Consider the following 24,300-nt stretch of genomic DNA (forward strand, 5'->3'; position numbering starts at 1 on the left):
TGATGGATGATCCCATATCTACCAAAACTCATCCCAGAAAATTAGCTGAGATGAGTTTGTTTAGCTTAATCCAGGAGCGAATAAGGGATGATTTGTCTGGCCTAAAGTAGAAACCGTGCAGCTTAAAAACTCCTCAAATTTTGACAATTACCGATGCTTTTTTGATTGGTATAAACGTAGAAATATTAGTCATCTCTGCTTAAAAATGCAATCATATTTTTTACTAATAAAACAACCATTTATAAATTTTGAAACCAAGTCAGTAAAACAAAATATAATTTTAGTTAAATAACAAATACAGCCTACATCAAAACAAAAACAACTACAAAATCAAATAAAATTTTTAAAAAATCCAAAATTTAACGCACAATATCCTTGTATTTTTCAGCTAAAATCTTGATATTTATAAGGTAGAAATACGTTTTATGGAGTACAGATACGAAAACTTTAACTTTCCACCTAACCAATCATTTACCATCCGGACTGAGCCTTTGGAGTTGATTAAGTATACGCACATGAAGTGCCACCTCAACTTTGAAATTGCACTGATTGAGCACTGCGAGGGTAAACGTTTTATTGGCGACCATACCGGTGATTTTAAAGGATCTGATTTGATATTAATGGGTGGTTATCTGCCACATTGCTGGCAATATTACGGAAGTGTAAACAGCTATCAACAACCCCGGGTTACGGTAGTTCATTTTTTTCCTGACTTTTTGGGCAACGATTTGTTGGATAAACCAGAAGCGCGCCATTTAAAGGAGTTGTTTCACAATGCCTCGAAAGGGATCCGTTTCACGGGATCAACCTTTAACACCGCAAAAAACTTATTGGAACAAATGCTGGTAACCAAAGGGCTGCACCGGGCTTCGCTCATGTTGCACCTGCTTGATGTGCTGGCCCAATCGAGCGAGTACTCTATTCTGGCTACACCAGGATTTAATATTGTTGATAACTCTGCGGATGCAGATAAAATCAATCTGATTTACGATTACATTTTTAAAAATTTCAAAGAAACAATCTCGCTTTCGCACGTGGCCAGTTTAGTAAATATGAACCCTGCAGCTTTTTGCAGGTTCTTTAAAGCTAAAACCAACCGTACCCTGCTCGATTTTATTAAAGAAGTACGAATCGGCTTTGCTGCTAAATTGCTTTTGGAAGGAACCTGCAATGTAAGCGAAGCTTGCTACGGTAGTGGACATAATAACCTTTCTAACTTTAACAAGCACTTTAAAGAAATTAAAGGACAATCGCCCAGATCTTTTGTAAAGGAATATGCCGATTAAATGGTTAACTGGCAATGCGCGTTATGGATTAACAAAAGAATAAATTTCTTCGGTTTGGGCCCATTTTTGCCCGGGCGCGGCACCAGCCACCCCTACCTGATACTGACTCATCAGCTGGTTCCAGGCTTTGCATTTTTCGCTATACGATTCGGCTACCTGCCCCATGCGGTTTAGATCTGCATTTTCGGGCACCGTAACAATCATCACAATAGATTTATTGAAACGGTAAAGTTTAATTTTCCTATAGCCTGCTTTCTTAAAACCTGCTTCAACCTCAGGCCAGATTTTTTTATGGTAATTCAGGTACTCCTGAACCTTTTTTTCGTTATCGACCAGGTTAACTACAAACACAAGATCTTTATCTTTAGTTGTATCAGCCGCTTTTTGGCATGCTGCTATAGAAAAGCACAGCAATAAGCCCATGCATATGAACTTGAATTTATTTCTTCGTGCTGTGTTAGAAAATTTTCTGGCCATAAAATAGTTTTAATTAAAGATAATATAAATGCCTGCCATAACCACAGCAAGTATAGCCCATAACAACCAAACCCTGGTTGATTTGTATTTAAACTGCCTGTTGGTTTCGGCAATGGATAATAGCGGATGTTCGTGTGTGTTTCTGGTAAAAACAGAAACCAGTACCATGATAACCGACAAAGCTAAAAAGATATAAAAAGATAACAGCAAAAAATGTGGCCAGTAACCTTTGTAAGGATAATTGAGGATGTGACAAAGCCCCAGTACAACACAAAGAAAACCACCACCATACAATACCGTTTCGGCTGCTTTATTGTTGGCTTTTTTCCAGAGTACGCCCATTAAGAAAACTACCGAAAGCGGTGGTGCCAAAATAGATACCAATCCCTGACTCAAATCAAAAAAGCCTTTGCCTGAGTATGAATATAAAGTGGCAATTAATAAAGCCAGCACTGCGGCTACAACAGTTACCAGGCGACCAACCCGCCGGTTTTGTTTCTCGTTAAGCTTTTTATACTGGTTTACCACATCTAATGTAAAAACGGTACTGAAAGAATTTAATCCCGAGGAAATGGTATCAATTAATGCCGCTATGAGTGCTGCAATACATAAGCCCATTAAACCCGGTGGCATAAGCTGCTTAACCAGGGTAATGTAAGCGTTATCGGGTTTGGCAATATCTTTAAATAAAACAAAACACATAATGCCCGGAAATATAAAAATGAAGGGCATGATAATTTTAAGCACCGAAATAAAAACTGCACCATACTGGCCTTCCTTAATATCTTTTGCTGCCAGTACTTTTTGTACAATGGTTTGATCTGTACACCAGTAATAAATGGCCACTACTGGATAGCCTAAAACAATGGCCACCCACGAATATTCGGGATCTTTTGCCGGCTGAAACAAATGCCAGTAAGAGGCCGGGGCTTTATTTACCAGTTGAGACACCCCACCAATTTTATTCAGCGCAAGAATTGTTAGTACAATAGACGACAGGATGATAATAACTGATTGAAAGACGCCTGTTCTAACTACGGCTTTAAGTCCGCCCAAGGTGGTAAAACTGGTGGCAATAATGGCTACCAATACCATTGCTTTAAACAAAGGCCAGTTAAAAATCTGTGAAATTAACAAGCCGCCGGCATATAAACCGCTGCCTAACCAAACCACCATGATAGATACGAGGCTATAAATGGTTAGGAAGTTATAAGACCTTTTCCCATACCTTACCATGAGAAACTGTGGCATGGTACTTACCCTGGTAGTAAGGTAATGTGGCACGAAAACCATGGCCAGGAGCAAAAGAAAAATCCAGGCGAGCCACTCAAAATTACTACCAACCACACCTTTGGTAAAACCAATACTGGCGAAGCCAATCAACATCATCGGGCCGGCATTGGCACTGAACAACGAAAAGCCAATTTGCCACCAGGTAAGACTTCGCCCACCAAGGAAAATATCGGTAGCATTTTTCTTTTTTTGGCCTAAGTAAAAGGCTACAAAAAGCAGCATCAGGAGATAGCCAAGCAGTACAATATAATCGATAAAGGCTAATGAAACATCCATAAGCAGCTATGCGTTAAAGTAGTACAATGGGTCTATAGGAGCCCGACTTTTCGGCAGTCCAGGTTTTATCCAGTTCTATTTTCCCCTTTCGGCTCCAATAATCCCAATCAATGCGGATGGGCAAGCCTTCAATTTCGGGCAAAATAAATCTTCCATTTTCCAGTTTAGGTGAAACGGCAAAATATACGGCTAAACCTTTCATCAAGGTGTACAGGTATTCTACTCTGAAATGATCGGGTGCGGCTGCTAAAATGGCTGCAGTAAATAAAGAATAACTTCCGGAAGAAAAATCAAGACTGGCCTCAATGGCTAAATCACGAACCTCCATCCACTCGCCTATGCTGCTCAGGTAATAAGGTGTGGGTTGCAAATGTTTCACCCCGGCATTTATTAAGGTCGGAAATACCTTTGCACTCCTTTCTGATTCGCCATAAGAAATTGGAATAACTGATTTTTCGCACAACAAGGCAATATCTGTTATGGAAGCAGAATGCACGGGTTCTTCAAACCAGGCAATATTTTCAGATTCTACCGCATTAACGAACTGTAATGCCTGATCAACAGTCCAGATCTGGTTGGCATCTACGGCCAGTTTAATATCATCGCCAATTATTTTACGCACAAATTTAACCCGCGCTATATCTTCGTCCATGGCAGTACCGAAATGCTTCCCTACCTTCATTTTAATACAATCGGTACCGCAAGACAGGAAATATTCGATTTCTTTTTCCAGTTCGGGATAGGTGTAATTGGTACCACCACCGCTGCAATACATCAATACATTATCTTTACCGGCATTTAAATACCGATGTAAGGGCTTTCTTTTCCGCCGTGCGGCCAGATCGTGCAAAGCCAGATCAACCTCTCCGAGTATAGATGCAGCTGTACCTCTAAAACCTTCGTTACGGATAGACCAATAAAGCTTCTGATACAATTCTTTATAGGTGATATTGCGGCTGTGAAATAAGATAGGCAACAGACAAGCTTCGAGCAGGTGGACATAAGCACTGAAAACCGGTGCTTCGCCTATATTTCCATCTTCGTCTGTTAATGTGATTACCGATAAGCTAAAGGTACTAAATGGTCCCATCGTTGCATCCTGAAAGGGTATAACAGCCTGTACAGGAGCTAAGCGCCTGACCTGGACTGACTGAATATGGAATATTTCATTATCGATAGCGTTCATTATATTTCGTTTAAAATTGTATTTAAATTCATTATTTCTTTAAAAACCTGCTCTGGCAAAGCTCCTCCCTGAATATCAAATAAGGTTTTCAGCAATTGTTCGGAATTACCAGGTCCAATTACCATTTTAAATTCTTCGGGTATGGAGAGGATAAACCGGTGAGCCAGGTTAGGTAAAAGCAGATTATATTTATCTGCAATCTTTTTTACCGCTCTGGCCTTTACTACGCTGGCTTTATCCATCCAGGCCGGGGGGGTATCTACAAATTGCTGATATTTATTGCCCAATAAGCCCATGTGCAAAGGGCTGGCTGAATAAAACTGAATACTATTGGCCTGGTAGTAAGGCAAACTTGTGGTAAGGGCTACATTGCAACAGGCATCTAAGCGGTTAAATTCCATTACTACATCAAATACGGATGCGAAATCGTACTGCTTAAACCAATCGGGCAAGTTGCCGCCAATGCCTATTTTTTTAGCTAGACCTGCTTGTTTAAACTTTTGCATTTGCCTAAAAACAGCTTCTATATCAATATCCTTACCTATGGCATCGGGATCGTGTAAAAACAAAACATCAATGGTTTCAACTCCAAGGGTCTTTAAACTTTCGTGCACACTTCTTTCCATGCCCGCCGGGCTGTAGTCATAAATCCCCTCATCTGTTGCATAACATTTTAAGCGTCCAACTTTAGTATTAATGCGTGGCAACCTTCCCTTCCATTGTTTCAGCGCTTTTCCTACAATTTCTTCGGCATCAGCATATGCCGGCGCAGTATCAAGCGTTTCTATGCCGTATTCAAGCGCCATAAGTATGGCACTGACCGATTCTTCCTTATCGATAGGCCCCCAGATACCACCTAGCGCAGCAGTTCCTAAAACACACTTTGACAAATATTTTGATGATTGCATCTATCTAATTTACACTTTACCTTATGAACAAAAATATTTTTTCGGCAGCCAAATAACTATTGCAATTTTGACTAATACCAATGCTTTCTTGATTTTTAAACCTTCTTTAGCAAAGCTTTTGTTACCAAATTAACTGACAGGCAAAGGGCTTAGCTGGTTCTTTTTCCCAATCTTCACTTTTATCGTTTCGCCGGCTTTTACGTTAGCTTTAGGCCATTTGATAAAGTTATTATAGCCCAATGGCTTTATTGCAGCAGCACTGCTTTCGGCAAAAATGCTCACCTGGGCATCATGAATGGTTTCATTCTTCAATTCGAGTACTACACCGTTAGCATCCTGCTTTACTAGTTTGGCAGTAATATGATCGAACACATACAGTTTCTTTTTGTCGGTTTGCAGGTAAATACCCGGTAGTTCAAGCGCCATGAGCATCCCATCGGTTTCGGTCCAGGAATTTCGGGTATTGATAAAATTGCCAATACTGCCTTTTCCTTCGGCATCGCTGGGCTGAATGCGTTCCATGCTCGAACCTGGTAAATTATTGGTAGTAATGTGGTGTGGTGGCACATTAACCGCTTCGGCACCGGCATGTTGTATATCCCTGATTAAATCGGCATACAAGCTATTCCCTGTTGCCCTGAAAAGTTTAAAGAGGTAATCGGCAGATGAGGTACAAACACCCGGAGCGGCATGCTTATTCTGGATGCTGGCCCATACCGCCCCTGCCATGTTGCATTTTAACTGCCCGATCTGACTATTTGCAGGAAAAACCGGATCGTAAGAAATGGTCCAGCTAGCACAAAGCGCAGCCTGTACTTCTGCTTTGCTTAACCAGCTTTTATCGCCTGTGTAATAATATAATGCCATTAGCGATTCCATAAAACCAAAAGCGGTTTCGCTGTCCGAATCCATTGATATATCGCCACAGGCCCCGCCGGTAAGTCCTTGTTTTACCACATCGCGGTTATAATAAAAATTGGCTGAGGCTTTGGCTACCGCCAGCCATTCGGGTTGTTTAAAATAAGCAGACGCAATAGCCAACCCGGCAGGTACAATGGCACCTGCGGTTGAATTGTAAATGGCTATTTTACCGGTTTCAGGTGCAATAAACTGACCGAATTCGCCATCTCTTTTCCATGTTTGGGTAAAGGCAGCAGCCAGTTTCCTGGCACCATTTTCCCAGGCCGGTTTAATCATGTGGCCATAGCCCTGTGCTTTAAATAACATTAAATGTTTCATTAGCCAGAGCAAAACATCGCCATTTTTACGCACCATGGTCTGTATTTCGGGATAGGCAGCATTCATTTCTTCGGAACGGATTTCGCCTTTCGCCGTTATGCCTCCATAAAAATAACCGCTTTTGCCCTGCAACTTATCCATCACAAAATCGAGTTCTGCAACAACCCGGTTACGCTCTTTTTCATTATTCATGGCCAGCATGGGGTAAGTATTAATCATACCGCTTACCCAGCCCAGCTGAAAATCTTTTCCGTTCTCGGGGGTATAATAACTTCCGGCAGGTACCGTAATAAAGTTATTGCTGCAAATGGCTCTGGCTAACTCCAACTCTTTACTCATGGGGAGCTGATTGCGTGGATGGTTTGGTCCGGTAAACGCCTTACGTATTGTCATGAATTTGGTAAGCAAATCGGGAATGCTATTGGCCTGAAAAACATAAACCCTGAAACTCAGGTTAAGTGCATCGCCGCTTTTCCAATCAGGAGCTTTATCGCCACTGGCATGATAATCGCCAAAACCAGCCGCCTGTTTGCGCATGGCCGGAGCGGTAATGCTAAAGTTGCAGCTATCCTGGGTTGCATTTTCGGCAATGCTTAATCCATTATTGCCAAAGGCAGTTTGCTGACCAGTAAGTACAATAAAACCTTTTTTAGCGGAGGGGGAGTAAAAACACATGGCGGGTGTTGCCGTACTGGTGCTTTGTAGCTCAATACGCGATGTTTTCCCTTTTTCTATCGCCAGCCGCGGGTTATTGGAAATGGTTAAGGGTACCTTTGGATTGTAATACATTTCAGTTGGGTAAGGCGGATTGTAGCCATAGCCAATAGCAGGATACCGGTTGCCGTTATAAATACTGGCTGGCACCAATACGTAGTTATCGCGACTCCAGTGGCTGAAATCGAATGAAGCTGATACTGCAGTTGATGTTGCAGATCCATTTTCCAGCATAAAACTGGCAGTTACATCGATGGCTTCGGGAGCACCACTTACTTTAGTGGTTTGTATTTTCAATTGCCAGTTTGCACCATTACTTTGAAGCTGATTTTGCTTAAACTGTTGTTCGTTAACCAGATTGGTACCTGAATATTGCTGTACGCTTAAATGCATGCGCCCACTTAACAATTTAAGCAATTGCTGCACTGCCGCTTCATTATTTAGCTGTGCAACTGCCCGCAATTGTGTAAATACAAGTGCCATTAACAAGCAAGCAAACTGTTTATATGCTTTTATCCTATTCATCTCTTTTTAAACTTGCTGCCTGTGTTAATTTCGGGCATTTTCTGTTATTTTTTGTGAAGACAATATTTTAATTTCCTGCGTAAATTGTTTTTGCTGAAAAATTGATACTTAAAAAGAGGGGGCTCGCCCCCCTCCTTCTTAAAACAAACTAATCATAACTAACTGAGATTTACTGTAAGGGATCGAATGCTCCACCCCATTCTTTATTTTGTACGATTACATTTTTAGACTGAGAAATCTGAGCTGGTGGTATGGCATAAAACCAGTGGTTTAAATCCAGGTTGAATTTAAAATTAGGGTCGCCGTCCAAATTATCTATATACACCCCCCTTAGCTTGGCCCTTGTTGTAGCATTCATAATGGTTTCTGATGGACTAATTACTACCCCATCTTTTAGCGTGGCATATAAACCATGTTTAAAGGTTTGTGCGTTGAGCAAATCGTATCGTTTCCAGCGCCTTAAATCTCCGAAACGTTTATTCTCAAAAGCAAATTCTACCTGGCGTTCATTGATATAGGCATCACGAATATCGCTGGTTGCCGAGGCAGTAATGCCATAATTGCTTCCGGCTCCTGCTGTAATACCTGCACGGCGACGGATATCTTTTAGTACCTGTAAAGCCTCACCACTTTTGCCCAGTTCATTGGCGCACTCGCCATAGTTCATTAAAACTTCGGCATATCTGATTACCGGCCAATCGGTTTGTCCCTGAGCATACAACGCTGCCACTAAAGTGGTATCCAAACCTTTTCTTTCCCAGAAACCAGTTTGTCCACCACCTGTCATTCCGGTGTGTACAATATTCATCGCACTTGAGTATTTATCGGTTGCTGCATCGTACTTCCATATTTCCCAGAAACTATTTCCTTTTACATAAACCGGCGAAACTTCATCAGGAGTTGGGTATGGTATACCACCGAAAAAGATGGTAGCGTAAAACCTCGAATCGCGGTTGGTGTAAAAATCGGTCATAAACTGTGTGTTATAAGCCGGATCTGACATTTGATTTTTATCGAGCTGCATCGGGCTACCATCCTTTTTAGGATAGGCCAGTAAAAGGTTAAGCGTTGGCTGGTTAACTCCGGTAGCATCTTTGGTTAAAGGGGTAGGCCTGATTGAATTGAATGCTACACCAGCACCCGGAAAAACATATTGACGAACCATAATCACTTCCTGGTTCCTTTCGGTATACCAGATATTTTTATAGTTCGGGAATAAATCATGGCCCTGGCTAAGCGCATAATCTTTAGCCGCTTTATTGGCATCGTAAGCAGTCTGCCAACGACTGGCATCATTGGCTGGATTAAACAAAGGACTGGCATAAGTCATTAATACTTTTCCTTTTACGGCCATAGCAGCCACTTTGGTAATGCGTCCATAATCTACATTACTGGCGTACTTACCGGGTAAAACGGCAATGGCATCATCCAGATCTTTAATGATTTGAGCTATACATTCTGAAGTTTTATTACGGGGTTTGAACAACGCATTAACATCGTCGGCGTTTTGTGTATGCAAAATTAATGGCACGCCGCCCAGGTTATTGACCATATTCCAATAGCTCCAGGCACGCCAAAACTTAGCCTCTGCAATGTACTGCGCTTTCAGGTCGGCCGGTAATACTCCTGTAGAAACAGCTTCCAGCTGATCTAAGAAAAAGTTTGCCTTATCAATTACTGAATAATTGAGCGAACTGGTTGTCTGATCGACCGCAATTATGCCGCGCTGGTAATTACCCAGGGTTTTAGCACCGTTATAACCTTCGTCGGTACTGTTTCCATCAAATGACCATCCAGGCATAGAAGCACCATAAATATCGTTTAAGAATGCTTTGATCATGGTTGGGTCTGACCATACATTTTCGGGATTGATTGCCCCGTTATTTTTATAATCCAATCCCTTTTTACAGGAGGCTACAACCAGCAATATTGCCAGGCTGCACACGAAATATCGTATATTTTTAAGATATAATTTCATACTATCTATCCATTATTAAAGTGAAACATTTACACCAAAATTGAAGGTTTTCATTATCGGAACCGAGAATCCGTCGCCAATTTCAGGATCGAAATAGTCTTTATTAAATTTGCTTATTACAAACAGGTTGCTGCCGCTGAAGTAGAATTTCATGCCAGATACGCCAATTTTATTGATGTAGTGCGAAGGAATACTATATCCGACATTTAATAATTTCATGCGCAGAAAGTTTGCATTTTTTAACCAGAAGGTACTGTTGCTTGTTACTACAGATTGCGTTCCGTCATTTGCGCTGAGGCGGTTAGGCAAAGTGGCATTTGGATTTTGAGGGGTCCACGAATCATTATACCAAGGGCGCCACATGCGGTTCCATTCTACCCCGCCAGCCAGGCTATTTACAAAACGCGATTGATGTAAATTGCCGTTAAAAGAAGCATCTAAGCTAAACCCTTTCCAGGCAAACCCAAAATTAAGCCCCAAAACAACGGGATTGTTGTTATTTTTAAGCTGAACCTGGTCCCAATCATCCACAATTCCATCAGGTGTACCATTCGGTCCGCTTAAATCGGCATAAGTTAGTTGCCCCAATGCCGGTGCAACACTTTTAAACTTATAGTTTGGATTAGCTGCTTTAAAGGCATCCAGATCGGCCTGGGTGCGGATCATTCCGGTAGCCTGATAAGCTACAATGCGGGTGGTAGACTTACCTGGATTGGCCTGCCATGGATAAGTTACATTCTGATCCTGAATAACGTATTTGGCAACGCCATAGGAAGCATTTAAATTGGCATAGTAATTAAACTTGCCCGAATTGTTTTTGTATCCAAGGTTAATTTCAACTCCTTGTGCATTAATCTGCCCGTAATTGGAAGCCGGCAAGGTACGGCTAAATGTTGGCGGAACTGAAGCAATACGAGATCCTAAAATATCGTAGGTTTTAATGTAATAATACTCGGCACTGCCACTAAAATGCTTTAAGAAATCAATATCCACGCCCACATTATAGGTTAGTGTCTTTTCCCAGGTAAGATTTGGATTGGTTAAAGCGCCATAAGTTATGCCCACGTTGCTTACCGGTGTAGTACCTAAAAATATAGCATTACCATTTTGGTAAGATTGCTGCCACTGCCAGCCACCAATGGCATCGTTACCGGTTAAACCAGCTGAAGCACGTATTTTTAACATATCGATACCTTTTGCATGGCTCATGAATTTCTCTTTAGAAACTACCCAGCCAATTGATCCTGCAGGGAAGAAACCCCAGCGTTTATCGGCAGGAAACCGCATAGACCCATCGTATCGGCTCGAGAAACTGGCCAGGTATTTACCATCGTAATCGTAAAAAGCCTGCCCTACGTACGAAATCCTTCCATCAGACAGTTCGGTATCTCCACCTCCGTAATCGTCAGCTCTCTGGCTACTGGCAGCCCACCACTGATCGGTAAGGTAAACCGGAAATGTTTCGCGTCCGGCAAATATCCCCCCGCTGTTTGATTCGGCTTTTTCATAAACCAGCCAGCCTTTTATATTGTGTTTTTTAAATGAATGATCGTAATTTAACTGAAAGTTTAGCTGATAATCATTACCCCAGTTATAATTTTCCTGAATAAAGCTTTTGCCGATCTGGGATGATTTTTTTAAGGTAACCAGGTCTTTATCATCGGTACTGAAAATATGTAAGCCCGTTTTTTTCATTACCCACATATCGTACTGTTTTTCGAAAGTTTTATTGCGGTTATTGGTGTACGATTTGTTAAACTGGGCCGATGCACTTAAGCCCTCTACTGCCGCAATTTTATAGGTGGCTTTTAAATTCAAAACCGGTTTAATATTATTAGCCTTAATATAACCGCCATCGCCTCTTACTTCTGCCCCTACGTTACCAATCCAGCCATAATCAATCGGATTACCGCCATCTGTCCACACCGGTTGATCTGGTTGCCAAAGCAACTGCTTTCTATAAATACCAGGTATATCCCCAACAGATGTATTGGTTGGCGAATACATCAGGTTATTATTAAGGGTAATACCGGTAAACAAGTTCAGGTTTTTGGTTATATCGGCTGTGATATTGGCGCGCAGATTGTATTTATCAAAAGTGAGGTTTTTCATAAACCCGCCTTGTTTGGTGTACGAACCGCCAATGAAATAGCTAATTTTATCGCTACCGCCAGTGGCACTTAAATTATGCGTACGGGTGTAGGGATCTTCATAAACAGCATCGAGCTGATCGTAACCCCAGCCACCATTGATGTTTTTAAAGTACTCGAGGTCACTATCAGTCCATTTCCAGCCTGCCGGATCGCTTGTGGGGTTGATGCGGTTGTAGAGTTCGCCGGTTTCAACAGCACTGGTTAGGGCTGCATTTTTGCCTCGTCTGTCAAATCCCGTGCTAAACGAATAATCGATTTTTGCGGCAGCGTTTTTTCTGCCGGTACGCGTAGTTACTAAAATTACCCCCCCCGCAGCGCGGCTACCATAAACTGCTTTCGAGGCCGCGTCTTTTAGTACGGTAACATTATCAATATCGTTTGGACTCAGGTTATTAAAATCGCCTGAACCGCTGATTTTACCATCAATTACATAGAGTACATTCTGTGCGTTAAAAGAGGTACCAACCCTTACCGCTATACTGGGCTGTGTACCCGGAATACCATTGGGTGTACCTATATTTACACCTGCCATTTGGCCCGCAAGTAGGTTACCCAAAGAAGTTGTTGGTGTATTACGACGGGTATCGTCCATTTTAAGTGTAACCACTGAGCCAGATAACTGCTCTTTCTTTTGGGTACCATAACCCAGTACCACCACATCTTCGAGGTCGTTTTGGGCATTATCGAGCTGAACGTTTAAAGTGGTTCCGGTAACATTTACTGTTTTTGAGGTATAGCCCACCAGCGAAAAAACAAGTTTGCTTCCCCGGGGCACATTAATGCTAAAATTACCCGAATCGTTTGTAGTGGTACCTCCTGTGCCTTTTTCGGGCTTAACGGTAACACCAGGTAAAGATATATCATCTTTTGAGTCCTGCACTTTTCCTTTCACGGTAATTACTTCCTGCGCCTGCGTGCAAACCGACACCAGCATTAAACAGCTGATACTTAAGCTTACTAATAATAGTTTTAGTTGTGTATACATAAATTCATTTGGTTTGGTTTAAAGATTTTGGTTAGTTTTTGTTCATAAGGGTTGGTTAGAAAATTTGGTTAGGTAATATTTATTTGACTTAGTAAAATTGAAAATATCCGGAGCCCTAAACCACCATTGATTTGATAATTATTGATGCTTTTTTTGCTGTAAAATTGTATCTGTAGCATTCGACTTACAATACGCAAAAACTTCATTACGTACTCGCTCACAAGGAGTTGAAAACAAACAACAATTAACAGAAAGTGATTTTTGTGAAAATTTTCAAAGTCAGCAGGTAACAGCTGACTCTACAGGGATAATGAGAACAAAAAAGCCACAGATTAACAGATTTTTAGTGTCTGCACATCTATGGCTAAAATTACTTAGGTGATTAATACTCCCAAAGTCAGCTGGTAACAGCTGACTCCACATTATAATCTGTAAACCTGTGGCTAAAAATAGAAATGATATAACCTCTATTTACCACAATTTAATTTTCTGTTTACCAGTTGTGCGTATCTCAAAAGGTCCGGGAAATGGATTGACAATATCACGTTTCTTACCAAAATAATCAGTATCGACTTTTAAGTACGAACTGTCTGTATTTTCGAATGGCAGATCGGGTACTATGGCTTTACGTAAGGAGGCTGTGCTAACCAGTGTCCTGGGTTGTGCTGTTTTCCAGTTTTTATCGAGGTTAATTTCCAGGTAAAAATGATCATTTTGAGCAGTTAAAATGGCCGCAGCATTAAATTCATCTTTCACCAATGCTGTTTTTTCGGTTGCGGCCTGCTCTGTATACTTTTTTAACTGGTCTTGTGCATCTTTGCCCATTTCGCCAAAACGCATGGGTTTATTCTGATTTACAGCCCTTATGGTTCCTTTGGTGTACACATTACCTTCGAATATTACGGGTAGCAGCGATTTAGCATATTGACTGGCATTGCCTGCATTAACAAAAAGGTTATTCACAAACTGTACGTCTCCTCCGGGGTTGTCGTGTAAATTTACCACATCAGTAGCATGCGGTAAATGATAAGGTGTTAAGCGACCATCGTAATTAACAACGGTCATGCCCCCGCCAAAAATGTTGTGCACAAAAGCGGCTCCGCTTGAGTTCATCAGCAAATTGGTTTTAGATAGCAGTACATTATTGCTGATGAGCATAGGGCCATGATCTACTTCTAAAAAGATATCGTGATCATTATCGTGCATCAGGTTATTTTTAATCTGGGCACCCTGGGCCATCCAATCGAGCCAGATGCCAAAATTACTGCGGTAAATGTGGTTGTTACGGATTTGAACATCAACCGCGCCATGAAATTTAATTGCGGCTTGTTCTGCACCATCAAACAAACGGTGAATGTGGATATCGTGAATGCTATTGCCTTCAATTACACTAAAGGCGCAACCCATACTGCCCACAATACCAGTTTGTTCGCAATTAGTAATGGTATTATTGCGCACCAGATGCCCTCCAATGGTGGCTTTATTCCAGCCAAAAGCTAAAGCCCGGTTAATGGTGCCCACATAACCTTTTGCCGATTCGGTATCTTTATTATCGTACACATCGCCGTATTTACCCAATGCAATACCTACACATTTAGAATATCGGATGGTATTATTTTCGATTACCCAGCCACGGCTCCAGTGCGTACCAATAAGCCCATGCTGCTCTGCCGTGGGTGGTGCCCAGTTGGTCGCAGCCTGCTCAAGTGTAAAGCCGCGAACGGTAATGAAATTAACAAAGGGTTTATCGGGATAAAACACCGTTTGGCGGACATTGATTTCTACCAGTTCTTTATTGGGATCAACGTTTTTAAACTGTGTCCAGATGGTTGTGGAATCACCTTCAACGGTAGCACACCAGAGCTGGTTTTTAGGATCGGCATCCTGATCAGTTACTTCTGCTTTTTTAGCAGCCTCCATAAGCCAGCTACCATTTAAATATACAGCGCCACGCAAATATTTTCGTTCTTTAGGCTTAGGCCAAAACCAATCGCCATGAATCAGCTCTTTGTAAGGATTAAATCTCCCGAAAAAGCTGTTTGGCAATTTCAACACCCAGGTATCATGTTGTTGTTTTTGCCATCCTTTGGCTATTTCCGATCCTTTTATGGTTACTTTTTCACCTTTAGCCACCTGATAGGTAATGCGTTCTTGTTCAGAATTTCCGCCGCGCGGTGGCACAATCGATTCGCGGTAAGTACCGGCATGTACAGTAATTACATCGCCAGGCATGGCCTTATTCGCCGCAGCCATAATGGTTTTGTAAGGGCTGGCCTGCGTTCCCGGATTACTATCGTTACCGCTTATTGCTACATGGTATTCTTTATATCCCGGAGAGACTTTAACCCTTTGTGCAAAACCGAAGGTACAGATAAAGCAGAAGGTAAATGCAAAAATGCTCTTTATTTTCATTGGGATGGTTATTTATTAGGGAGAGGTATACAGCTCAATCTTTCAATACATTACCCTCAAAACACTGCTTTTGCGGAGCGCATCCAGCCAGATCCGGACACACTCCACGCAGCACAGTATACTATTTGGTTAAAAATTCAATTACTGATGCCAAAGACGTTTTTTAATAACCACCTTTAACATCCCTGCTTAAAACAATGGCTTTACCTTTTTGGCCGTTGTACATTGGATACAGGTTCCAATGGTTTTGATCAATTGCTTCGAGGTGCCAGTCTTTTGATGGATCGGCCAACCCGGTTTTAATGTGATTTGGAAAAGCATTGGCTGCCTTTGCATTTTCCCAGGTACGGATAGCCGCAAAAATCTGATCTTTCTGCGGACAGCCCTCTACTGATGTTTTAGATATGTGGAGCTGGTAGGTTGCCCCTGCGCCTATTGAAATGGCTTGAATATGCTCATAATCGGCCACTTTTGAGCTTGGTGTAAGCTGAAAATTCATCCCAAAGGTTGCAGGAAAATAATTGGCATAGGCCACATCGCGCAAGTCTTTTCCTTCGGAGGTTGAACTACCCCATTTGCGCTGTTTAACATCGTACATATTGGTACCGCCACCCACATTCCAAACAGATTGGTAATGCCACGAGCCTTCTGAGAGTGTGGCGCCCATGATGCGAAGATCGGGTAGTTTATGTTGGGCAGCCCGGTCAAACAGTTGACGGTGAAAACGCTTTACGGCATAGTAACCATGGCCCTGGTTAAACAGAAACTCCTGCCCGTCCCAGTCGTGGTAGTAAATGCCGTTAATCTTGCTCATATCGGCATAATACATGGCTACAGAATCTTGCAGCTTCATATTGGGGATAATTCCATCGTAACCCGAACCGATAGAAACCTGCAGCTTATAAATGGTATCTCCTTGGCTATGGTTGCCCGCAATGGTTTTCCAGTACCCCCTTTTTACATGCTGTAACCTGTAGGGTGCAGTTTTAGATACGCCTTGATAATAAATAATTTCGTTACCGATTTTTATCATGTTTAAATGCTCGGTATGCCCTTCCCAGCTGGCAATTTCTTCCAGATAAGTAGGGTCGGTAACTTCAATAACGGTATCTGCAGGGCTAATCGCTTTAGCCAGGATTCTTTTTACCTGATAGGCCAGGTCTTTGCTCGGTATTGGGCTTACATCTTTGGTACCCTGCCTTAATGCCGTGGTAATGGTATGAAATCCGGCCCAAACACCCAGCGGATTAGAAATATCGGTAAAGTCTTTATGCGATTTATTTCCATCAGTATATTTGAGTGGCTTTTTCTCGAAAGAAAATCCGTCAATATAGCCTTTATTGCCCCTATCGATACCAAACATGGGCTCATGTTCCCATTGTACGGCTTTAAATCCAAGCCTTTGGGTATAGGCAATAACACTATCACAGTTGCCACCGCCAGTGGCAACATCGTTTAAATAAGCAGCCGGATCTTTAATCCATTTACCGTTTACTGTTGGATATGGTAAACCTTCGGCTTTTACAATGTTTTTAATCACCGTCATTAAAGCAATACTATCAGGGCTTCCCCATAGCGCTATTTTGGATCCAATGTAATCAACATCTGGCAAAGGTTCTACTTCAATATGGTTGGGTTTATTGGTAGGTAAAAAAGGAATTAACGAGAATGAAATGGTTTTACCTTTGCGTCTGTCTGATGCGTGATAAACGATAGAAACTCTGCCCTTTTCGTCAATATCAGCCGAATTCCCATACAAAATCCGGTAGTAAGGTTCTGGGTGTGAGTAAAAAGCCACATCGTTTTTTCCATCGCCACCAATGGCAAAAAGCTGCCCTTCTTTTAAATCTGCCGGCAAAGGAAAACGCTTTTTATCCGGACTGTGAATCATATACTGAAAAGGGGCACAATCGCCAATATTGGTCGATTTACCTCCGGTTGTGGCATCGTTTAGTGCTAAAGCACCAATGGCATAATTTACTGCTGCGCTGGTATCTCTGGCTACCCCAATCACATCGCCAAAAAGGTTATCGATGGTAGTATGGTAAGGCCCCCATTGAATATCGTCTATTTCTTTACGGTTGGTAAGCGAAACCAAACTTAACCTGAAATACATTTTCTGAGGTTCGAATTTAACGGTTGCTACAGAGCCATTTGCATAAAACAAGGCGAGGCTTGCTTTGCCTTTGTTGTAAACCGCTTTTGTTGGCAAATAATACTTTTTGCGGCTACTGCTGTATAAACTCAATAAAGGCGAGGGCTTATCGGCGGGGCTAAATTCGCCGGATGTTTTTTTGGTGGTATTTTTAAAGCTGGTGATATAACCTTTCTGGTCAATTCTGATTTTAAGGTAATTGGTAGAAAATTCGGTTTGGGCGTAAACTTTACTTCCCCATAAACTCATGGAGGCAAGCAGCAGGAAAATAGGTTTCTTTAGTTTTCGGCAATGTGGTAACGACATTTTTTGGTTAATTAAGGTTTCATTTGTGTGTTTGTGTTTATCGAAATCGTGTCCGAGGTTATTGAACAAGATAACGAATAAATAAAGTTCTTAATTGAACCCAAATTAAACCACCATTATTTTAATTAAAACCGATGCTTTTTTTGCCATGTATTGTAGCTGTAAGCTGATGGCGAAAAAGAGAGCGTCAAAAAAATAGCTTGTCATCCTGAGCTTGTCGAAGGAACTTCCTAAATATACTATGGAGCGTTTCGACAGGCTCAACGTGACAAACTTCTATTCGATTTTACTATTTCTCTCTCCGCTGGCTTTTTAGCACTTCCAGTACCCAGCCTTTGCCCCACTCTTCCATCTGCTCCTCTGTCCACAAATAGGGATAGAAAATTCTTTTCTGGAAACGGGGAGGCAAATATTTCTGCCAGTTGGTACCACCTGTAGCGGCAACATCAACCGGATCTTTTTCCAGATAGCGCACGGCAGATTTGTAATGTGAAAGTGGCCACTCTACATTTACGTATAAATCCAGCTTCCTTAGTTCTTCGGCCAGTGCCGATACATCTTCACCCTTGGCTTGCAACTGTAAATACAGCGCTGAGAAATTGGTTGCGACCCTTTCTTTGGCGAGCTGTAAAAACTGTCCGGCGTATTTTTTAATAAACTGCTTTAAGGTTAAGGTTTGTTTTCCTGAGGCCAGTTCTGTAGCACCAAACTTCCAGTAAATATGTTCAAATTGCTCCTCGATACTTGCATTGGCCAGTTCTGTGCGCTTGCTTTTATCAACCAGGCGGTTAAAATCGGTTGCACAAATCTCGATCATGCGGTATTGGCCAGACTGAAAACCACTGGCCGGTAGCAGCGACATCCTGAATTTCAGGAATTGTTCTTTATCCATGCCATCAACCATTACTTCAAACGAAGTGGTTAAAGCATTAAAATAAGCGTTGATCCTTTTAACCCGCGTGGTAAAAAACGCAGCGGTAAGCTCAGTATGTTCGGCAATTTGCCTGCATTCGTGAAGCGTTAGCTTAAAGTACAGCTCCGTAATCTGATGGTACATGATGAAGATTTCCTCATCAGGAAAAGGTGTTTTAGGGTTTTGCAGGCTTAAAAGCGTATCGAGGTGGATATAATCCCAATAGGTTAAAAAATCGGCATAAAGCAAGCCATCCAGATAGGAGCCCATATCCTGGCCCATTGCAGTATATTTTTCCTCCAGCTTGAGCAGGCGGTCGGTAATTTCAGGAGTCAGTTCCATAATTTCATTTTTTGATCAATAATAATGTTGGTAAAATCAGATCAGCGTTTTGCTTATATTTAATAACACAGAGCCTGTTTTAAAAACATCTTCAAAACTATTGTAAAGCGGAACCGGACTTAACCTGATTACATTGGGTTCGCGCCAGTCGCCAAGGATATTGTGATCCATTAAGGCCTTGAATATTACCTTTGGCTGATGTTTGGCAATGATAGATAACTGTGCACCACGATCGTCCTCTGTTTCGGGGGTAATAATCTGGTATTGTTCTTCGCCCAGTATACCATTTATTTCTTTAATGATATAACTGAGGTAAGCGGTTAATTGCTTACTTTTTTCCCTCAGCGGCGCAATAAACCCTGCTTTTTCAAAAATCTGCAATGAGGCATAGTAAAGCGCCATCGGGATCACCTGTGTACAGCTTACCTGCCAGCCATCGGCACCAACCTCGGGCACAAAACCTTTGGTCATTTTAAACCTTTCCTGTTCCTGGTAGCCCCACCATCCGGCAAAACGATCTAAACTGGTATCGGTAAAATGCTTTTCGTGCACAAAAATACCGCTAATACCACCCGGACCAGAATTTTGATATTTGTAAGAGCACCAGCAGGCAAAATCTACTTCCCAATCATGTAATTGCAAAGGCACATTACCCGCAGCATGGGCTAAATCAAAGCCCACTACAGCACCAACCTCATGGCCGGCTTTGGTAATGGCCGGCATATCGTACCATTGGCCGGTAAAGTAATTGATTCCGCCAAACAGTACGAGGGCAATTTCATCGCCATGTTCGGCAATCTTTGCTAAAATATCGGCTGTTCTTAAAGTGTATTCGCCAGCTCTGGGACTCACTTCAATAATGGCCTCTTTGGGATCGTAACCGTGAAAACGCACCTGGCTTTCAATTGCATACTGATCTGAAGGAAAGGCACCGGCTTCCATGATAATTTTAAACCTTTGGGCTTTTGGCTTGTAAAAGCTCACCATCAGCAAGTGCAGGTTAACGGTTAAGGTGTTCATTGGCGAAACTTCCTGACTACTCGCTCCAACAATAGGTGCCATAAGTTCTTTAAGGGCTTTATGAAAAAACATCCAGGGGGTATCTCCTTCAAACCAACCTTCTACTGCCAGATTTTGCCAGTTATAAAGTTGCTGATCGATGTATTTTTTTGCTGTTTTAGGCTGAAGACCAAGAGAATTTCCGCATAAGTAAATAAAGGGCTCTCCATTTTGCTGAGGAAAGAAAAACTCATCGCGCAAATGGCTTAAGGGATCCTGCTGATCCATACTTTGGGCAAATGCCAAACTATTTTCAAAAATCATGTTTTTAAAATTACGTATAATGAAACTGAACGATAGCACAAAAACTACCGGCAGCACGTGTTGAAATAAAAATAATTAAAATAAACTGCACATAGCGCAGCTTTTCAGGCGTTGCCTGAATTAAGAAGGTCTATTGATGATATTTTTAAGAATATTTACCATAAATACGGAGCTAATGTAGCGCAAAAAAATTATTGTAGCAAATATTCAAAAACAGGAAAGCAAAAAATAACCGCGATAAGTATATAATAAACTTATTGCGGCTTCTTTAATTATTTGATCAGGAAAAACCGGGCAGAACCAGTAGTAATGGTTACTGATCTATTTTAAGCCTAAGTCGGCTTCCCTGACTTATTTTCAATTTAAAAAGTTCTGTTCCGGCTAACAGAAAGGCGCCTACACCATACACATCAGTATCGTCATAACCCACTTTATCTGGTGCAGCGCCCTGCGCCTGTACATAACCCAGCTTGCCATCATCGTGTACTGAGGTACTGAGCGCAGCCCAGGCTTTATTTAATGTGCTTTCATATTTGGTTAAAGGCAACAGATCATTGTTTACGCCCCAGGCTATAGCATAAGCAATAAATCCTGTTCCGCTGGTTTCTTTACTTGGATAGCTTTCGGGGTCTAACAAACTGGCATGCCAGGTGCCATCTTCTTGTTGCAGCTTTGCCAAGCGGCGCGACATGTCTTTATACAGCTTTACAAAACGCTTATAATCAGGATGGTTTTGCGGCATGTTGGCAAGTACCCTCACCAATCCGGCAATTACCCAGCCATTTCCACGTGCCCAAAATACTTTAGTACCATTCTTTTCCCTTTTATCGAAATATCGGCTATCGCGATAGAACAAGTGCTCTTTCTTATCGTACAAATAAGCAGTTGACTTCCACCACAGTTCGGAAGCTTTATCCAGATATTTCATATCGCCTGTGGCCTGGCTTAAATAGGCCAGCGCCGGAGGTCCCATAAATAAAGCATCGCACCAGGCCCATTCCCTTAACTGAATGTTCTTTTTCCATTCCAACGATTCGGTATGCGGTAAAATCACTACCGAATCGGCTAAGCTTTTAAAATCGGCAATGTATTCGGGTCGCTTGTAAATGCTATACAGCTGCGAATAGAGTTGCCCAACACAATAATCGTCGGCAAAATGGCGGTGGCGGCCTATTTGCCATTTATTATCTTCGCCAACCTGAATGAGTTTCTGGTAGTAAACATCGGTTTTATTCAGCCCTGCAAAGGCCATCATCCCGGTATACATGGCGCCAGAGGTCCAGTCTTTTCTGGGATTTTTCCAGCCATCTTTTTCTAAAGTTTTCCATTGCCAGTCGGCTACACTTTTCATCCGGGCAAAAATGCTATCAGCTCTTAACCATTGTGCCTGAACAGAAATAGTATAACTAAAAAGTAACAGGAATAAAATTTTACGCATAATATTGATTTGTACTGGTTTGGGTTGTTATTTTAGACTAAGGATTGAGTATATTTCTTCTAAAATATGAAGTAATTTAATTAGCCCAATTAACAAATCCTGCACAAACGTTTGTGTAACAACAATTATGTTATTTACTGAAAATGGAGCAACACAGCTGGTCTACCTCCATCGTAATCTGGCGGTAAACCAGCATGTTTAATGCAACAAGCTATAAAAGCGTGCTCAGTTTTTGATCGATTTCGGCTTTATTATCGGTTTTAACCAGAATTTTCCCTTCCTTATCCAATAACACATACAGCGGAATTGTGCGCGATTTATATTTACTCACAATTCTGGCGGGCATATTTTTTACCGGAAACTCATCAGCTACCTGAATCCAATCCATCTTTTCCTGGTCCATTGCCTTTTTCCAGAGATCCCACTTGTTATCGTTGGTAACTCCCACTATTTCAAAGCCTTTGTCTTTGTACCTGGCGTAAACTTCTTTCCAGTGCGGAATGGCTTCACGGCAAGGTTTGCACCAGCTGGCCCAAAAATCGAGCAGCACATATTTACCTCTGAGCGAGGAAAGCGTAAATTTACTGCTGTCGGGCTTTAAAAGCGTAAAATCTTCGGCCAGTTGCCCAGGTAAAACGGCCTTAATCTCGTCTACTTCTTGTTGCAGGTTACTAAAATAAACAGATTGTTTTGCCGGCCCCTCAAACCTGGCCAGCATGCTTTCAAAATCTGCCAAAGGTAAATCAGTGTTGAATAAATAATACTGGTTTAGCATGTATGGTCCTGCAACCGACAATGTTTTTTGTCCGATATATTGTTTAATAAAAGCAAGTTGTTTAGCAGCGGCCGCTTCCCTATCAGTACCTGCACCTGCCTTTTGGTATCGTTCAAAATCTGTTTGCCCGGCAGAACCAGTTACTTTTACTGCTTTAAGACTTGCCCCTTTCTGCATGCCATATTTGGTATAATCGTAATGTTGTGCACCGGTGGTGTCTATCTGTACTTGAATGGCACCACCATCAATAAAGAACTGTGTACCCCAGTTGCCTGGTTTGAGATTTAAAGAAACCATCTGGGCACCGGCCAAGTGGCCTTTTGCAGTAAATTTTCCATTGGTGATTTTGGCAGTACCCAATTGTTGCGAGACCCGGGTTCTTATATCGTAACTGCTAAGCTCAACTTCGCCATTTTTTAAACCTTTTACCTGACCGTTAATCGAATAATTTACGGCCTGTGCACCTGCAATGGCCGGCAAGGCCATTAGCAGGATACCATATAAAAACTTTTTGCTCATGTTTTATTTTGATTTTTCTTCGAATAATTCCCTCAGTTTCTTGTTCAACAGTTCACCACGCAAGTCTTTTGCAATAATTTTTCCCTGCGGATCGACAAGTAAAGTGCTTGGAATACCATTGATGCCATAGTACTGCGAAACCTCGTTTTTCCAGCCTTTTAAATCAGAAAGCTGGGTCCAGGGCATATTGTCATCTTTGATGGCCTTTTTCCAGTTTTCGCCTTTATCGTCGAGAGAAATCCCTACAACAGTAAAGTTTTTGTCTTTATAGGTGTTGTAGGCCTTTAACACATTGGGATTTTCTGCACGACAAGGGCCACACCAGCTTGCCCAAAAATCGACCAGAACGTATTTTCCTTTAAAAGCCGCAAAGTTTACCGGACTTCCGTTTACATCGTTCTGTGTAAAATTGAGCATCTGCTCGCCAATGCTGCTGCGTTTTAAAACCGCTAACCGTTCTTCAAGCCTTTTACCTGATGCACTGGCCTTTGCCTTCTGGCCAAGCAGATCGTAAATTGCCTGAATATCTTTGTAATTACCCATACCGGCACGTTCGGTTACCAGACTGGTACTGAATGCACTTTCGGGATGCGCAGCAATGTATTTATTTTCCATTTGGCGCATTTCATTTCTTATTGCAGAAATCTTTTCTTCACGTGCCAGTTTTTCTTCATCGGTTCCTTTGCCATAAACCGCATATAAAGGCATTAACTGTTTGTTTAAAGGTTCCTGAGTGGCTTCAAAATCATCGGCTTCTTTTTGTGTTTTGGAACCCGAAACTTTAAGCAAGTGCAGCGAATCTGCCGTTCCGGTTATCGAAATATTACCGGGCTCGAGATAAACCCAGGCCGCGCGATTAGGAAACATGAGCGTTACTTTCTGGGCTTCAGGCATTTTACCCGTCCACTCAAATTTACCATCGGTGGTTTTAATCGTACCGGTTTTTTGTTCGGCACCTTCATAATAGTAGAGTTTAACTTCTACATTGCCCAAACCTTTTATATTGCCTTTTACCTGAGCGTTCTGAGCAAAGGCTGTAGCTGCCGCCAATAGCATGCAGCCTGTTAATACAGTTTTCATTGATTTCATTTTCTTAT

At 41.9% G+C, this 24,300-nt stretch carries 15 protein-coding genes; 1 reads left to right on the forward strand and 14 read right to left on the reverse strand.

Translation table 11 applies throughout. The annotated features are described in order from the left end of the window. Positions 1-425: 425 nt before the first annotated feature. A complete protein-coding gene (locus OC25_RS00690) occupies positions 426-1,286 on the forward strand; it encodes an AraC family transcriptional regulator (RefSeq protein WP_039470667.1) in 861 nt (286 codons plus the stop codon). Positions 1,287-1,307: 21 nt separating this feature from the next. Here the strand turns inward: OC25_RS00690 and OC25_RS00695 are convergent, their stop codons facing one another. The 14 genes from OC25_RS00695 to OC25_RS00760 form a co-directional block, all read right to left on the reverse strand. Continuing rightward, the gene (locus OC25_RS00695; RefSeq protein WP_039470668.1) at positions 1,308-1,763 is read right to left on the reverse strand and encodes an L-rhamnose mutarotase; all 456 of its coding nucleotides are present in this window, start codon (positions 1,761-1,763) and stop codon (positions 1,308-1,310) included. Positions 1,764-1,772: 9 nt separating this feature from the next. Next, positions 1,773-3,332, reverse strand: coding sequence for a sodium:solute symporter family transporter (locus tag OC25_RS00700; protein ID WP_039470670.1), 1,560 nt, complete (start codon positions 3,330-3,332; stop codon positions 1,773-1,775). Positions 3,333-3,345: 13 nt separating this feature from the next. Beyond that, on the reverse strand, positions 3,346-4,518 hold the full coding sequence (locus tag OC25_RS00705; protein WP_039470673.1) for an enolase C-terminal domain-like protein: 1,173 nt from the start codon (positions 4,516-4,518) through the stop codon (positions 3,346-3,348). Beyond that, a complete protein-coding gene (locus tag OC25_RS00710) occupies positions 4,518-5,408 on the reverse strand; it encodes an aldo/keto reductase (protein ID WP_167335347.1) in 891 nt (296 codons plus the stop codon). Before OC25_RS00710 ends, OC25_RS00705 begins: the two co-directional genes overlap by 1 nt. A gap of 147 nt (positions 5,409-5,555) precedes the next feature. After that, positions 5,556-7,904 carry a hypothetical protein gene (locus OC25_RS00715; RefSeq protein WP_156131351.1) on the reverse strand — a complete coding sequence of 783 codons (2,349 nt, stop codon included), beginning with the start codon at positions 7,902-7,904 and terminating at the stop codon, positions 5,556-5,558. 169 nt (positions 7,905-8,073) lie between these two features. After that, on the reverse strand, positions 8,074-9,882 hold the full coding sequence (locus tag OC25_RS00720) for a RagB/SusD family nutrient uptake outer membrane protein (protein WP_052265857.1): 1,809 nt from the start codon (positions 9,880-9,882) through the stop codon (positions 8,074-8,076). Between the two features lie 15 nt (positions 9,883-9,897). Then, positions 9,898-13,020, reverse strand: coding sequence for a SusC/RagA family TonB-linked outer membrane protein (locus OC25_RS00725; RefSeq protein ID WP_052265858.1), 3,123 nt, complete (start codon positions 13,018-13,020; stop codon positions 9,898-9,900). Positions 13,021-13,491: 471 nt separating this feature from the next. Further along, complete coding sequence (locus tag OC25_RS00730; RefSeq protein ID WP_052265859.1) at positions 13,492-15,432, reverse strand: right-handed parallel beta-helix repeat-containing protein; 1,941 nt, start codon at positions 15,430-15,432, stop codon at positions 13,492-13,494. A gap of 163 nt (positions 15,433-15,595) precedes the next feature. Beyond that, positions 15,596-17,962: a hypothetical protein gene (locus tag OC25_RS00735; protein WP_209435549.1), complete on the reverse strand. Its 2,367-nt coding sequence runs from the start codon at positions 17,960-17,962 to the stop codon at positions 15,596-15,598. 220 nt (positions 17,963-18,182) lie between these two features. Then, positions 18,183-19,148 (reverse strand): tryptophan 2,3-dioxygenase family protein, encoded by a 966-nt coding sequence (locus OC25_RS00740; protein WP_039470677.1) that lies wholly within the window; start codon positions 19,146-19,148, stop codon positions 18,183-18,185. Positions 19,149-19,184: 36 nt separating this feature from the next. Further along, positions 19,185-20,471: a kynureninase gene (gene kynU, locus OC25_RS00745; protein WP_039470679.1), complete on the reverse strand. Its 1,287-nt coding sequence runs from the start codon at positions 20,469-20,471 to the stop codon at positions 19,185-19,187. A 313-nt stretch (positions 20,472-20,784) separates the two neighbouring features. Next, entirely contained in the window at positions 20,785-21,909 is a 1,125-nt protein-coding gene (locus OC25_RS00750; protein WP_039470680.1) for a glycoside hydrolase family 88/105 protein, read from the reverse strand. A 211-nt stretch (positions 21,910-22,120) separates the two neighbouring features. Next, positions 22,121-23,203 (reverse strand): TlpA disulfide reductase family protein, encoded by a 1,083-nt coding sequence (locus tag OC25_RS26635; protein WP_052265860.1) that lies wholly within the window; start codon positions 23,201-23,203, stop codon positions 22,121-22,123. A 3-nt stretch (positions 23,204-23,206) separates the two neighbouring features. Next, the gene (locus tag OC25_RS00760; protein ID WP_052265861.1) at positions 23,207-24,283 is read right to left on the reverse strand and encodes a TlpA disulfide reductase family protein; all 1,077 of its coding nucleotides are present in this window, start codon (positions 24,281-24,283) and stop codon (positions 23,207-23,209) included. Between the last annotated feature and the right edge of the window lie 17 nt (positions 24,284-24,300).

This window comes from Pedobacter kyungheensis (assembly GCF_000812965.1).
Lineage (GTDB): Bacteria > Bacteroidota > Bacteroidia > Sphingobacteriales > Sphingobacteriaceae > Pedobacter > Pedobacter kyungheensis.